This window comes from Sulfitobacter sp. 1A13496 (assembly GCF_043557225.1).
Classification (GTDB): domain Bacteria; phylum Pseudomonadota; class Alphaproteobacteria; order Rhodobacterales; family Rhodobacteraceae; genus Sulfitobacter; species Sulfitobacter faviae.
Map to the genome: position 1 here is coordinate 309,700 of NZ_JBIFFP010000001.1, position 14,217 is coordinate 323,916.

A 14,217-nucleotide genomic window follows, 5' to 3' on the forward strand; every position below is an offset into this window, starting at 1 on the left:
ATGCTGACGAGACTTCTGGGACTTCTGGCACTGGGGGCCGCGACCGTCTTCGCGGCGGCCCCGGACACCGCGCGCGCCGAACCGTTGCGCATCGTGATCGACGATCCGACCATCGAGCCTTTGCCCTTCGCCGTGCCCAGCTTTCAGCCCGAAAGCGGTGAGGCGGGGCAATTGGCCGTCGACATCGCCCGCGTCGTTTCGGACGACCTGACCGGCACCGGCCTCTTCCGCGAGATTCCGGCCAGCGCCTATATTTCTACCGTGAGCGACTTCAACGCGCCGGTGGAATATGCCGATTGGAAGGCGATCAACGCGCAGGCGCTGATCACCGGGGCGGTCAATGTCACCGGCAACAGCGTGAATGTGAAGTTCCGCGTCTATGACGTCTTCTCGGGTGAGGAGTTGCTGGATGCCAGCGGGCAGGGCGGTTTGCAATTCAGCGGCACCGTCGACGGCTGGCGCCGCATGGCGCATAAGGTGGCCGATGCGGTTTACAGCCGGATCACCGGCGAGGGCGGCTATTTCGACAGCCGGGTGGTGTTCGTCTCTGAGACCGGGCCGAAGGACAATCGCCAGAAACGTCTGGCCGTGATGGACTATGACGGGGCGAACCTGAAATACCTCACCGAATCCGGCTCCATCGTGCTGGCGCCGCGTTTTTCGCCCAGCGGGGACCGTGTGCTCTACACCAGCTATGAAAGCGGCTTCCCGCGCATCTATGTCTTGGATATCGGCACCGTCCAACGCCGCGCGCTGCAAAGCGCCGAAGGCTCCATGGCTTTCGCGCCGCGGTTCTCGCCCAGCGGTCAGACGGTCGTCTATTCGCTGAGCCAAGGCGGCAACACGGATATCTATTCGATGGACATCAACAGCGGCCAGTCGGTGCGCCTGACGAACACGCCTGCGATTGAGACGGCGCCGAGCTTCTCGCCCGATGGCAGCCAGATCGTCTTTGAGAGTGACCGTTCCGGCAGCCCGCAGCTTTACGTCATGCCCGCCACCGGGGGCGAGGCGACGCGGATTTCCTTTGGCGAGGGGCGTTACGGCACGCCCGTCTGGTCGCCGCGCGGGGATTTGGTGGCCTTTACCAAGCAGAACAAGGGCCGCTTCCACATTGGTGTCATGCGGCTGGATGGCTCGGAAGAGCGTCTGCTGACCGCTTCCTTCCTCGATGAGGGTCCGACTTGGGCCCCCAATGGGCGGGTGATCATGTTCGCGCGCGAAACCCAAGGGGCGGGCGGGTCCTCCTCGCTCTATTCCGTCGATATTTCGGGGCGCAACCTCAAGCCTGTGCGCACGCCCGAAGGCGGCTCTGACCCCTCGTGGTCACCGCTGCAAGACTAAGGTTTCCACATGCCACACACGGGTGCGGGCAATTCCAATGATCCTGCGCCTGTGTTAATACCAGCAACGATAACGCCACCACATAGAAGGCAGACCCCATGAAACGCATTCTGACCAGCACGCTTTTGATTTCCGCATTGGCCGTGTCGGCCTGTACCAACCCTGACCGCTTTGGTGCCGATGGCATGGGCGGGGCAAATGCAGGGGCCGGGGTCAACGCCGGCGTGGTGCCGGGCAGCGCGAATGACCCGACCTCCACCGCCTATTTCCAGCAGGCCGTGGGCGACCGGGTGCTGTTCCTTGTGGACCAATCCACCCTGACCGACGAAGGCCGCGCCACGCTTGACGGGCAGGTCGCATGGCTTCAGGCCAATTCCGACTACCAAGCCGTGATCGAAGGCCATGCCGATGAGCAGGGCACACGGGAATACAACATCGCCCTTGGCGGTCGCCGCGCCAACGCGGTGCGCGAATATATGATCTCGCGCGGGATCGCTGCCTCGCGGCTCAAGACCATCAGCTACGGCAAGGAACGCCCGATTGAGATTTGCTCGGCCGAGGCTTGCTATGCCAAGAACCGCCGCGCGGTGACCGTGCTGGCTGGCGGCGCGTTGACCAGCTGACCGCGGCAACAGCCCAAGCAATGAACAATCCAAGGAGGCCGATGTGCTGAAGCGATATATCTTCGTGGCCGTGATGGGGCTGATGACCGCCCCCGCCGCGCTTATGGCGCAGGACAACGATCAGACGCTGGCGGACATTCGCCAGCAACTGACCGTGCTCAACGTCGAGGTGCAAAAGCTGCGCCGCGAATTGTCGACCACCGGCGGCGCCTCGGTCGAGACCGGCGGCAATTCGGTGTTGGAGCGGGTCAGCACCATGGAGAGCGAGTTGCAGCGCCTCACCTCCAAAACCGAGGAGATGGAGAACCGCATCAACCGGATCGTCGCCGATGGCACCAACCGGATCGGCGATCTGGAATACCGTCTGGTTGAGCTTGAAGGCGGCGATCTGGGCGCTTTGGGTGAGACTTCGACCCTCGGTGGAGGGGAGGCGCCCGCCGTGGCGGCCCCCGCCCCCGAAGCGGGCCGCGAGGTGGTCGAAGTGACCCCCGGAAACGGCGAAGCGGGCGCTTCCGGCGGCATCATCACCCCGATCAACGAAGCAGAGCTGGCGGTCAGCGAGAAGGCCGATTTCGAGCGGGCGCAGGAGGCGCTCGCATCGGGTGACTTTCGCAGCGCCGCCGATCTCTTTGCGTCCTTCAATACGACCTACCCCGGCGGTCCGCTAGCCGCCGAGGCCGAGATGCGCCGGGGCGAAGCCCTGACCGGTCTGGGCGACAACCGCGAAGCAGCGCGCGCCTATCTCGCGGCCTTCAGCACCGATCCCGAAGGGCCGGTGGCCCCGCGGTCGCTCTTCGAGCTGGGCCGCGCCCTTGGCGTGTTGGAGCAGACCCAAGAGGCCTGCGTGACCCTCTCGGAAGTCGCCGTGCGCTTCCCGAACGCCCCGCAGGTCAGCCAAGCCGAGGCGCAGCGCCAGACGCTGGGTTGTTCCTGACCGCAGATGACTGCACCCGCCGCAACGGCTGATGCAGCGCTGGCCGAGGGGTTGCTTTCTGGCTTGGGCGGCGCGCTGCCGCCCCGCCTTGGCGTGGCCATCTCGGGCGGGGGCGATTCCATGGCGCTGCTGTCGCTTCTGCATGAGCTGGCGACAGCGACGGGCAGCCATCTTGAGACCGTGACCGTCGACCATGGGCTGCGCCCAGAAGCGGCGGAAGAGGCCGCCATGGTCGCGCGCCATGCCGCCCGACTGGGGTTGGCCCATGAAACCCTGCACTGGCGCGATTGGGACGGGCAGGGCAATCTCCAAAACGCCGCGCGGGAGGCGCGTTATCGCCTGATGGCCGATTGGGCCGCGCGGCGCGGGCTTCCCGTCGTGGCCCTTGGCCATACGGCGGACGATCAGGCCGAGACGGTGCTGATGCGCTTGGCGCGCCGGTCGGGGGTCGATGGGCTTGCGGCGATGGCGCCGCGCAGCGATAGGCTCGGTGTCACATGGCTGCGCCCGCTGCTTTTCGCCCGGCGCGCGGCCCTGCGCGATCATCTGCGGCGGGCGGGGCTGCACTGGGTCGAAGACCCCAGTAACGATGACCCGCGCTATGCCCGGATCAGAACCCGCCAAAGCCTTGATGCCCTCGCGCCGCTTGGCATCGATGTAGAGACTTTGGCCGAGGTCGCGCGCAACATGGCCACCGCACGGGCGGCATTGGACGTCCAAACCGACCGCGCCGCGGGCGATATTCTGCGTATGGAGGCGGGCGCGCAGGTGATGCAGGCCGATGCCTTTTTCGCCGAGCCGGAAGAGATCCGCCGCCGCCTGATGCTCCGGGCAATTGGGCAGATCAACGGCGGCGCATACTCCCCGCGCCGCGGCCCCGTGGCCGCCCTGATCGCGGGGCTAGCGGAAGGGCAGGCGGCCACGCTGGCGGGCTGTCAAGCGCTGCTTCGGCGCGGTGAAATCTGGGTCTTTCGCGAGTATAACGCGGTGCGCGATCTGTGCGTGCCTGCGGATCAGCTTTGGGACGGGCGTTGGCGTGCGATTCCCCCCGAAGGGCTGCCGCCCGAGGCCGAACTGCGCGCGCTTGGCCCCGAGGGGCTGGCCCAATGGCCCGATTGGCGCAGCCTTGGGCGACCCCGTGCCGCCTTGCTGTCGACCCCGGCCATCTGGCAGGGCCCGCGGCTGCTTGCCGCGCCCCTTGCCGGGCTGGACCAGAAATGGCATGTCCGGCGCTAAAGCGGCGCGGAATGGAACAAAACCGCGCCATTATCGCATTGAACATGAGCGCATCATGTCTATCTTAGTATGGTGGTTGCCCGAACGGGCGCCCCTTGGGTTGCGGGACTTGCCCGCGGCCATGTGAATTTAGGAGAATTCCCTTGGGAAATGTTCGTAACCTCGCCTTCTGGGTTGTCCTGATGTTGCTTGTGCTGGCGCTGTTCAACCTGTTCAGCGGGTCCAGCGGGTCGCTGCAAAACAACGAAGTCAGCTATTCCGAATTCGTCACCTCCGTACAGGATGGTGATGTCCGAAATGTGACATTGGATGGTGAGCAGGTGCGATTCCGCCAAGCGGATGGTGCCGACTACCTGACGATCAAACCCGGCGATGCCGAGCTGACCCAGCTTCTGATCGACAACGACATCCCCGTCAAAGCGCGCCCCCAGCAACAGTCTGGTTTCCAGACCTTCTTGATGTCGCTCTTGCCCATCGCGCTGCTGATCGGCGTGTGGATTTACTTTATGAACCGCATGCAGGGCGGCGGCAAAGGCGGGGCCATGGGCTTTGGCAAATCCAAGGCCAAGATGCTGACCGAAAAGCATGGCCGGGTGACCTTTGACGACGTGGCGGGCATCGACGAGGCCAAGGAAGAGCTGGAAGAGATCGTCGAATTCCTGCGCAACCCGCAGAAGTTTTCGCGCCTCGGCGGCAAGATCCCGAAAGGCGCGCTGCTGGTGGGCCCTCCGGGCACCGGTAAGACGCTGCTGGCCCGTGCGATTGCGGGTGAAGCGGGTGTGCCCTTCTTCACTATTTCGGGCTCCGACTTCGTCGAGATGTTCGTGGGTGTCGGTGCCAGCCGCGTGCGCGACATGTTCGAACAGGCCAAAAAGAACGCCCCCTGTATCGTCTTCATCGACGAGATCGACGCCGTCGGTCGCCACCGTGGCGCAGGCTATGGCGGTGGCAATGACGAGCGTGAGCAGACCCTGAACCAGCTTCTGGTCGAGATGGACGGTTTCGAGAGCAACGAGGGTGTCATCATCCTCGCGGCGACCAACCGTCGCGACGTGCTCGACCCCGCGCTGCTGCGTCCGGGCCGTTTCGACCGTCAGGTTACCGTGCCGAACCCCGACATCAAGGGCCGCGAGAAGATCCTTTCGGTGCACGCCCGCAAGACCCCGCTGGGGCCGGACGTCGACCTGCGCATCATCGCGCGCGGCACGCCGGGCTTCTCGGGTGCGGATCTGGCGAACCTCGTGAACGAGGCCGCGCTGATGGCCGCCCGCGTCGGCCGCCGTTTCGTTACCATGGTCGACTTCGAACAGGCCAAGGACAAGGTGATGATGGGCCCCGAGCGCCGGTCGATGGTGATGACCGCAGAGCAGAAGGAAATGACCGCCTATCACGAGGCCGGTCACGCGCTGGTGGGCATGACGCTGCCCAAATGCGACCCGGTCTACAAGGCCACGATCATCCCGCGCGGCGGCGCGCTCGGCATGGTGATGAGCCTGCCTGAGATCGACCGGCTGAACATGTTCAAGGACGAATGCCACCAGCGTCTGGCCATGGCCATGGCGGGCAAGGCGGCGGAAATCCACAAATACGGGCCGGATTCGGTCTCCAACGGTCCGGCGGGCGACATCCAGCAAGCGTCTGCGCTGGCGCGTGCGATGGTGCTGCAATGGGGCATGTCGGATAAGGTCGGTAACATCGACTATTCCGAAGCCGCACAGGGCTATCAGGGCAACACTGCGGGCTTCTCCGTCTCAGCCAATACCAAGGAGTTGGTCGAGAAAGAGGTGCAGCAGTTCATCCAAGACGGCTATGATCGCGCGATGAAGATCATCACCGAGAAAGAGGTGGAGTTCGAGCGTCTGGCCCAAGGTCTGCTGGAGTATGAGACCCTGACCGGCGATGAGATCAAACGCGTCATGGACGGCCTGCCGCCAGCAGAGGATTCCGACGACGACAACTCCGACACCGGCAGCGCGCCGAGCGTCACCGCGATCCCCAAGGCGAAGGGCAAGAAGACCCCGCCGAAGGATGGCGGGATGGAACCTGAACCTTCGGTCTGATCGGACCTACGACATTTGAAAGACCCCGCTTCGGCGGGGTCTTTTCGTTTTGGGGAGCCATTCGTTGAGGGGCGGGAATTCCACTATCGCGTCGCAGCCGCCGTCGCGTTACATAGAGGCGGAATTCTCGACAAGCCGGGGTCCCATGCGACGCATCCTTTCTGCCCTTGCCCTTCTTATGGCCGTCAACGCCGGACGCGCTTTGGCCGATCCGCAAACCTACGCCGTGGCCTTGGGCGGGCGGCAGTTGGGGACTTTGCAGTTCAACGGCCAAAGCCGGAACGCCGCTTTCTTGCTGTCGCTCGACAACGCACCATTCGGCATCAAGGACGGCAGTTTCAACGCGGTTTCCAAGGCGAAAGGGAACGCGGTCAGCTATCTCGGTTCAAACCGGGGGAGCGAGACGCGCGATATCGCGATTGAACGGGCGGGGCGGCAGGTCACCTCGGTCAAGATCACGCCGTCATCGGAAATGACGAAAATGTCGGATGCCAAGGCGGTGCCGCCCGGTGTCCTGTTTCCGCCGGAGCTTTTCGCAGCGCTAGCCACCGGCAAAAGCTGCCCCGCGCCGCTGTCGCTCTACGATGGCCGCCGCGTGGTGCAGATCGCGACGCAGAGCAGCCGAGAGCAGGGGGCTTCGGTGGTCTGCGATATGTCCTACCGCGTCGTCATGGGGCCGGGCTATGTCTCTCCCTTTTATCTCAAATCTTTCGGGATGGGGCTTGTCTATACGGCGGGCACCCTTGCCAAAGCCTCACTAAGCGGGGGCGGTTTCAAGGTGCATCTGATCCGGCAATAGGCATAGGATGCCATAGCAAACCACGCCAAAGGACGCCCCATGCCCGAACTGCGCAAGACAGACCATACCGCCCGGATCACTTGGCTGGGCATGGTCCCTCAGGACCGCGAAAACATCCGCGCGATCGGGGTGGAGCACGCCTTTGCGACCTATGCGGGCATCAAAGGTGATTTTCACGCAGGGCTGACCCGCCCCGCCTGCGTGCGCGTGCGCAACCTGCATGCCAAGGGGACGGAGATACGCAACACGCGCCAACTCTCCATCCTCTCCGCCGAAGAGATGGCCGAGATCGCCGCCGCCATCGACCTGCCCACGCTCGACCCGACCCTGCTGGGCGCTTCGATCATCCTTGAAGGGATCCCGGATTTCACCCTTGTCCCGCCGGGGTCGCGGCTGCAAAACGAGCATGGCACCACCTTGGTCGTGGACATCGAAAACGGCCCCTGCAACCTGCCTGCCCGCGAGATTGAGGTGGAGGCCCCCGGCCATGGCAAAACCTTTAAAGCCGCCGCCCAAGGCAAACGCGGCGTGACCGCATGGGTCGAGCGGGAGGGGCCGTTGAGCAACGGGGACGAACTACGGCTTTTCGTGCCGAACCAGCCGGTCTGGCCGCATCTGGGCTAAGCGCGCGCCGTTTCGCGAACTTTGAGTGTCGGAAACACGGCCCCCCGTCGGGGGCTTGTCGCGCTATGGCTAAAGAATAAAGATCGCCACCAACGGCAACAGGGGATTCTCATGGCTTTTAAAACCGACATTCAAATCGCCCGCGAAGCGGCGAAACGCCCTATTCAGGAGATCGGCGCGAAGCTGGGCATCTCAAGCGACGATCTGCTGCCCTATGGCCATGACAAGGCGAAGGTGAGCCAATCCTTTATCGACTCTGTGCAGGACCGCGCGAACGGCAAGCTGATCCTCGTCACCGCGATCAACCCAACCCCGGCGGGGGAGGGCAAGACCACCACCACCGTCGGGCTCGGCGACGGGCTGAACCGGATCGGCAAAAAGGCGGCGGTCTGCATCCGCGAAGCCTCGCTGGGGCCGAACTTCGGGATGAAGGGCGGGGCCGCGGGCGGCGGCTATGCCCAAGTGGTGCCGATGGAAGAGATGAACCTGCATTTCACCGGCGATTTCCACGCCATCACCAGCGCCCACAACCTGTTGGCGGCGATGATCGACAATCACATCTATTGGGGCAACGAGTTGGAGATCGACACCCGCCGCGTCACATGGCGCCGGGTGGTCGACATGAACGACCGCGCCCTGCGTCAGATCACCGCCTCCTTGGGCGGTGTGCCCAACGGTTTCCCGCGCGAGACGGGCTTTGACATCACCGTAGCCTCCGAGGTGATGGCGATCCTCTGTCTGGCCAAGAACCTCACCGATCTGCAAGAGCGCCTTGGCGCGATGATCGTCGCCTACCGCCGCGACCGCAGCCCGGTCTACGCCCGCGACATCAAGGCGGATGGGGCGATGACGGTGCTTTTGAAAGACGCGATGCAGCCGAACCTCGTGCAGACGCTTGAGAACAACCCCGCCTTCGTCCACGGCGGGCCCTTCGCCAATATCGCCCACGGCTGCAACTCGGTCATCGCCACGACCACGGCGTTGAAACTGGCGGATTATGTGGTGACAGAGGCAGGCTTTGGCGCCGATCTCGGGGCCGAGAAATTCATGAACATCAAATGCCGCAAGGCGGGGCTGGCGCCTTCTGTGGTGGTCGTCGTCGCCACGGTGCGCGCGATGAAGATGAACGGCGGCGTCGCGAAAGCCGACCTAGGGACCGAGAATGTCGAGGCCGTGCAACAGGGTTGTGCTAACCTTGGCCGCCACATCGAAAACGTGAAATCCTTTGGCGTGCCCGTGGTGGTGGCGATCAACCATTTCGTCACCGATACCGACGCCGAAGTGGCGGCTGTGAAAGACTATGTCGCAGCCCAAGGGGCCGAGGCGATCCTGTCGCGCCACTGGGAGCTGGGCTCGGAAGGCTCCGCCGACCTGGCCACCCGCGTGGCAGAGATCGCCGATGGCGATCACGCGAATTTCGCCCCGCTCTATGCCGACGAGATGCCGCTGTTCGAAAAGATCGAGACCATCGCCAAACGTGTCTACCGTGCCGATGAAGTGCTGGCCGACCAAAAGGTGCGCAACCAGTTGAAGGATTGGGAGGCGCAGGGCTATGGCGATCTGCCGGTCTGCATGGCCAAGACCCAGTATAGTTTCTCAACCGATCCCGACCTGCGCGGCGCGCCCACCGGTTTCAGCGTACCCATCCGCGAGGTGCGCCTTTCGGCAGGGGCGGGCTTCGTTGTCGTCATCTGCGGTGAGATCATGACCATGCCGGGCCTGCCGCGGGTGCCATCTGCCGAGGCAATCAAGCTCAACGCCGATGGCGATGTGGAGGGATTGTTCTAAGGCGGGTTGCAATGACCCGCCGTCGCGGTGATGTAGAGCATGTTCAACCTGCAGCGAGCGAAAGTGAGACGGATATGGCAGCGACAATCATCGATGGCAGAGCCTTTGCAGCAACGGTGCGTGAGAAGGTCGCGGGTCATGTCGACCGGCTGAAGACGGATCACGGCGTCACTCCCGGCCTCGCCGTGGTGCTGGTGGGCGAAGACCCGGCAAGCCAAGTCTATGTCCGCTCCAAGGGCAAAATGACTCGCGAGGTCGGCATGAAGTCGGTCGAACACAAGCTGCCCGCGACCGTCGATCAGGACGACCTGCTCAAGCTGATCGACGCGTTGAACAACGACCCCGAGATACACGGCATCCTCGTGCAACTGCCGCTGCCGGATCATCTGGACGAAAGCCGTGTGGTCAATGCCGTCTCGCCCGCCAAGGACGTGGACGGTTTCCACATCTCCAATGTCGGGCTGCTGGGCACGGGGCAGAAAAGCATGGTGCCCTGCACCCCGCTGGGCTGCCTGATGATGCTGCGGGACCATCACGGCGATCTGACGGGTATGAACGCGGTGGTCATTGGCCGTTCCAACATCGTCGGCAAACCGATGGCGCAACTGCTCTTGGGCGATAGCTGCACCGTGACCATCGCGCACAGCCGCACCCGCGATCTGCCCGAAGTGGTGCGCCGCGCCGATATCGTGGTCGCCGCTGTTGGCCGCCCCGAAATGGTGCCCGGCGATTGGATCAAAGAGGGCGCCACGGTGATCGACGTGGGCATCAACCGGATCGAGACCGGCGGGAAAACCAAACTGGTTGGCGACGTGGACTTCGACAGCGCCAGCCAGCGCGCCGGGGCCATTACCCCGGTGCCCGGCGGGGTCGGGCCGATGACGATCGCCTGCCTGCTGGCCAATACGGTCACCGCCTGCTGCCGCGCCAATGGGTTGGCAGAGCCCGAAGGGCTGACCGCCTAAGCGCCTGGCACCGGCACGATGGTGCCCTGCAGGATGGCGATGAGCTTGGCCGCGCCATCCGTTTCCGCATGCACCTCTGCCGTGACCACACAAAGCCGCCGGCCCGGTTTGACCACCCGGCCCGTGGCAACCAGCCGGTCTCCCCGGGCGGGGGCCAAAAGGTTGATCTTGATCTCCGAGGTCACGACGTCCACCTCCGGCGGCAACATGCTCAAGGCCGCATAGCCCGCCGCGGAATCGCCGATGGAAAAGGTCAGCCCCGCATGGCCAAAACCCTGCTGCTGCATCGCGCCCGGCAGGACCGGCGCGGCAACCCTGACCAGACCCGACTGCACTTCGATGATCTCGGCCCCCAAGGTCTGCATCATGGTCTGCTGGGCAAAACTTTCCCGCACTCGGCGTTCAATCTGATCGTCCATCATCGCTTCTTTCCGGGCATGGGGATCGCCACAGGGTGAGGCCCCGTCAGCACCGCACAGGCCTCCGGCCCCATCAAATCACAAAGCACCCGCGACTGGCTGCGCAGCCCGCCGGTATAGGTGCCATATGCAGGCAGGATCAGCCGCTTGCTGTCAAACAAAAACGCCGGACGCGAGATGCTGCGGCCCCGCGCGCGGATCGATGCCTTGGGGTGATAATGCCCTGACACCTCACCGCAGGCACCCTCCGCCGCGATATGCCGAAAGGTCAGCGGGCCGAGCGCCAGCTCACCCAAATGGGTACCACCCAACCCAACCGGGCCCGGATCATGATTGCCTTCGATCCAATCCCATTGCCGCCCGGCCTGCAGGCCAAGAATCCAAAGCCGCTCTTCCTCTGGCAGCGCCTGCGCCGCGTCGAGGTCATCAAAACTATCGCCGAGGCAGATCACATGCTGCGCCTGCGTGAAAGACAGGTCCGCCGCCAACCGGTTCAACGTATCGCGCGTCTCATAAGGCGGCAGCGCCGACCCGCCGCGCCGCGCGATCCGTTCCGACTTGCCCAAGTGAAGGTCGCTCACACAAAGCAAATCTCTTTCGCGCCACCAAAGCGCGCCAGAACCAAGCGCAGTCAGCCCGGCCCCGGCGAATGAAAACTCAAGTCCGTTCATCCTTTGTTCATCTGAGATCGGCACCGATTTGGCAAGGGGCCAAACGCGAAGGTTGCGCAGATGGAATGGTCAGCGCAGAGGTATTTAAGAAAGGATGAATTGCAGAAAGCGCGCCCCGCGATCGGGTGGTCACCGGACCGGAGACGCGCCTTCATCCTTTGCGGTCATCGGCTCCTCAGCCTGTACCGCGAGAGTAAGATGCGCCACCTTAATTAAAGAACCCTTAATCATCTTCATCCTTTTTCAAATACCTTGCAGAACCTCTCTGCTCGCGAAACGCTCCTGTTCAACGACCATCCCGCCATGGCGGCTGATCCGACGGCGGCGGGGTGAGTTGCGCGAGGCCGGAGGCTTCCATCAAGCGTTCCGCCTCTTCTGCCAACAGACGATCCTGCCCGGCGCCTTCAACCGGAACGCGGCCCATTTCGAGAAACAGCGGCGCGGCCAGGGGGCTCACGCGGGAGAGCTTGCGATGGGTGATCCGCCCGGCGATCCGCCCGAGCATTTCTTCAATTCTGCCGAAATCCACCAACCCGCTGAGGGCTTCTTCACGGGTGATGTCAAGCATCAGGTGGTCGGGTTCATAGCGTTGCAGCGTGTCGTAGAGGATATCGCTGGAGAAGGTCGTTTGCCGTCCGGATTTGCGCGCCTGCGGGCTGTTGCGCTCGATCAGCCCGGCGATGGTGGCGGCGGCGCGAAACGTGCGTTTCATCACGGCATTGCCCGCGAGCCAACTGTCGAGCCCTTCGTGCAGCACCGTCGGATCAAGCAGCGGTGCCGGGTCGTCGACAGGGGAGAGCCCCCAGATCAGCGTGGCATAGTCCGTCGCGACGAAGCCTAAGGGGCGTAGGCCAAGGTCTTCCATGCGTTTGGTGAGCAGAAGGCCGAGCGTTTGTTGGCCGTTGCGTCCGGCAAAGCCGTAGAACACCGTCTGTTCGGCAAAGTCATGGGGGAAGCTTTCCACCAGCAACGTGCCGGGCTGCGGCAGTTGGCTGACCTCACGTTGCAGGCTGAGCCATTCGGCGGTGTGGGGCGGCAGTTCGGGCCAGCTGTCTTGGGTGAACATTTGTTGCACGCGGGCCGAGAGTTGGGTGGAGGTGGCGAATTTCGTACCGCCGAAGGTCGCCACTTTCGGCTTCTTCGCGGCGTTGCGGCTGACCTCGACCACGGTTTCGCGCAGCCCTTCGTAGCGCACGATTTGCCCGCCGATCAGGAAGGTATCGCCTTTGGTTAGCGTGGCGGCAAAGCCCTCTTCGATCTCGCCAAGGGGTTTGCCGCCGCGGTTGCGTTTCATGCGGACCTTGAGCTTGTCGGTGTCCTGAATGGTGCCGATGTTCATGCGGATACGTTGCGCGGCGCGGGGGTCACGCAGTTGCCATTGCCCATCGGGGCGTTGCAGCAGCCTTTGCCAGCGGTCATAGGCGCGCAGCGCGTAGCCCCCCGTGGCGCAGAAATCGAGGCAAGCATCGAAGGCGGCGCGCGAGAGGTTGGCATAGGCGCCGGCGGTGCGGATTTGGGCAAAGAGGTCCTCGGCGTCGAAGGGGCCGGCGCAGGCAGCGATGAGGATGTGCTGGCAGAGCACGTCGCGCGGGCCTTGCCCGCGCGGATCGCCGTCGAGTGCACCTTCGAGCACGGCCTCTAGCGCCGCCACGCATTCCACCACTTCAAAGCGGTTGGCGGGGACCAGGAGCGCTCTGGAGGGGGCGTTGTAGCGGTGGTTGGCGCGGCCGATGCGCTGGACCAGACGTTTCACGTTCTTCGGCGCGCCGATCTGGATGATGAGGTCCACGTCGCCCCAGTCGATCCCCAGATCAAGCGTGCCGGTGCAGACGATCGCGCGCAGATCGCCGCGTACCATCGCCGCCTCGACCTTTTCGCGCTGCGCGCGGTCGAGGCTGCCGTGGTGGATGGCGATGGGCAGAGCATCCTCATTGGCGAGCCAGAGCTTGTGGAAGAAGATCTCGGCCTGTGCGCGGGTGTTGTGGAAAATCAGCGTCGTCTTGTGTTGGCGCACCTGCTCCAGCACCGCGGGGATCGCATAGGCGGCGCCGCCGCCGGCCCAGGGCGGGGCCTCCTCGGTGCGCAGCATCTGGATGTCGGGGGCGGGGCCGGGATCGGCCAAGAGCACTTCGCAGGGGTCGGGGTGGCAAGCCATCAGGTGGGCGATCGCGGCGGGGTCTTCGACAGTGGCCGAGAGGCCCACGCGTTTCAGACCCGGGCACAGCGCTTGCAGCCGGGTCAGCGCCAACATCAGCTGGTCGCCGCGTTTGCTTTCGGCCAGCGCGTGAATCTCGTCAATCACCACGCGTTTGAGGCCCCGAAAGGTGCGCCCGGCGTCCTCATAGGAGGTCAGCAGGGCGAGGCTCTCGGGTGTGGTCAGCAGGATATGCGGCGGGTCGGCGCGTTGGCGGCGGCGGCGCGACTGCGAGGTGTCGCCGGTGCGGTCCTCAATGCGGATCGGCAGGCGCATCTCCTCGACCGGGCGGGTGAGGTTGCGTTTGATGTCCGCGGCCAGCGCCTTGAGCGGCGAGATGTAGAGCGTGTGCATCCCCTCGTGATCATTCTCGGCCAGATCGACGAGGGTTGGCAGGAAACCGGCCAGCGTTTTACCGCCCCCTGTGGGGGCGATGAGCAGCAGGGCGTGGGCCTCGGCACGGTCCAGCATCTCTTGCTGGTGAGGGTGCAAAGACCAGCCATTCTGGGCGAACCAATCGGCGAATTTTGGGGGTAGGGCGCGCATGCACCCAATGTAGT

12 protein-coding genes are annotated in these 14,217 nt (G+C 64.1%); 9 read left to right on the forward strand and 3 right to left on the reverse strand.

The genetic code is table 11. The features are described from left to right. From tolB to folD, 9 genes are all read left to right on the forward strand, one after another. Positions 1 to 1,344: a Tol-Pal system beta propeller repeat protein TolB gene (gene tolB / locus ACGYLX_RS01565; protein WP_394410222.1), complete on the forward strand. Its 1,344-nt coding sequence runs from the start codon at positions 1 to 3 to the stop codon at positions 1,342 to 1,344. 98 nt (positions 1,345 to 1,442) lie between these two features. Further along, positions 1,443 to 1,967, forward strand: coding sequence for a peptidoglycan-associated lipoprotein Pal (gene pal, locus ACGYLX_RS01570; protein WP_067262930.1), 525 nt, complete (start codon positions 1,443 to 1,445; stop codon positions 1,965 to 1,967). A gap of 73 nt (positions 1,968 to 2,040) precedes the next feature. Then, a complete protein-coding gene (gene ybgF, locus ACGYLX_RS01575; RefSeq protein ID WP_394448071.1) occupies positions 2,041 to 2,901 on the forward strand; it encodes a tol-pal system protein YbgF in 861 nt (286 codons plus the stop codon). Positions 2,902 to 2,907: 6 nt separating this feature from the next. Continuing rightward, on the forward strand, positions 2,908 to 4,137 hold the full coding sequence (gene tilS, locus ACGYLX_RS01580) for a tRNA lysidine(34) synthetase TilS (RefSeq protein WP_394446980.1): 1,230 nt from the start codon (positions 2,908 to 2,910) through the stop codon (positions 4,135 to 4,137). 143 nt (positions 4,138 to 4,280) lie between these two features. Continuing rightward, positions 4,281 to 6,197, forward strand: a complete 1,917-nt coding sequence (gene ftsH / locus ACGYLX_RS01585; RefSeq protein ID WP_067262909.1) for an ATP-dependent zinc metalloprotease FtsH — start codon at positions 4,281 to 4,283, stop codon at positions 6,195 to 6,197. A 145-nt stretch (positions 6,198 to 6,342) separates the two neighbouring features. Continuing rightward, a complete protein-coding gene (locus ACGYLX_RS01590; RefSeq protein WP_394446981.1) occupies positions 6,343 to 6,996 on the forward strand; it encodes a hypothetical protein in 654 nt (217 codons plus the stop codon). A 39-nt stretch (positions 6,997 to 7,035) separates the two neighbouring features. Beyond that, the gene (locus tag ACGYLX_RS01595) at positions 7,036 to 7,620 is read left to right on the forward strand and encodes an MOSC domain-containing protein (protein WP_394446982.1); all 585 of its coding nucleotides are present in this window, start codon (positions 7,036 to 7,038) and stop codon (positions 7,618 to 7,620) included. Between the two features lie 111 nt (positions 7,621 to 7,731). After that, on the forward strand, positions 7,732 to 9,408 hold the full coding sequence (locus ACGYLX_RS01600) for a formate--tetrahydrofolate ligase (RefSeq protein ID WP_394446983.1): 1,677 nt from the start codon (positions 7,732 to 7,734) through the stop codon (positions 9,406 to 9,408). 74 nt (positions 9,409 to 9,482) lie between these two features. Beyond that, positions 9,483 to 10,373: a bifunctional methylenetetrahydrofolate dehydrogenase/methenyltetrahydrofolate cyclohydrolase FolD gene (gene folD, locus ACGYLX_RS01605; protein ID WP_394446984.1), complete on the forward strand. Its 891-nt coding sequence runs from the start codon at positions 9,483 to 9,485 to the stop codon at positions 10,371 to 10,373. On the opposite strand, the gene ACGYLX_RS01610 is transcribed toward folD, so the two are convergent. The 3 genes from ACGYLX_RS01610 to ACGYLX_RS01620 form a co-directional block, all read right to left on the reverse strand. Continuing rightward, positions 10,370 to 10,792 carry a PaaI family thioesterase gene (locus ACGYLX_RS01610; protein ID WP_394446985.1) on the reverse strand — a complete coding sequence of 141 codons (423 nt, stop codon included), beginning with the start codon at positions 10,790 to 10,792 and terminating at the stop codon, positions 10,370 to 10,372. The genes folD and ACGYLX_RS01610 overlap by 4 nt on opposite strands. Next, on the reverse strand, positions 10,792 to 11,463 hold the full coding sequence (gene pdeM, locus ACGYLX_RS01615; protein WP_394446986.1) for a ligase-associated DNA damage response endonuclease PdeM: 672 nt from the start codon (positions 11,461 to 11,463) through the stop codon (positions 10,792 to 10,794). Before pdeM ends, ACGYLX_RS01610 begins: the two co-directional genes overlap by 1 nt. A 286-nt stretch (positions 11,464 to 11,749) precedes the next feature. Next, positions 11,750 to 14,203: a ligase-associated DNA damage response DEXH box helicase gene (locus tag ACGYLX_RS01620; protein WP_394446987.1), complete on the reverse strand. Its 2,454-nt coding sequence runs from the start codon at positions 14,201 to 14,203 to the stop codon at positions 11,750 to 11,752. Between the last annotated feature and the right edge of the window lie 14 nt (positions 14,204 to 14,217).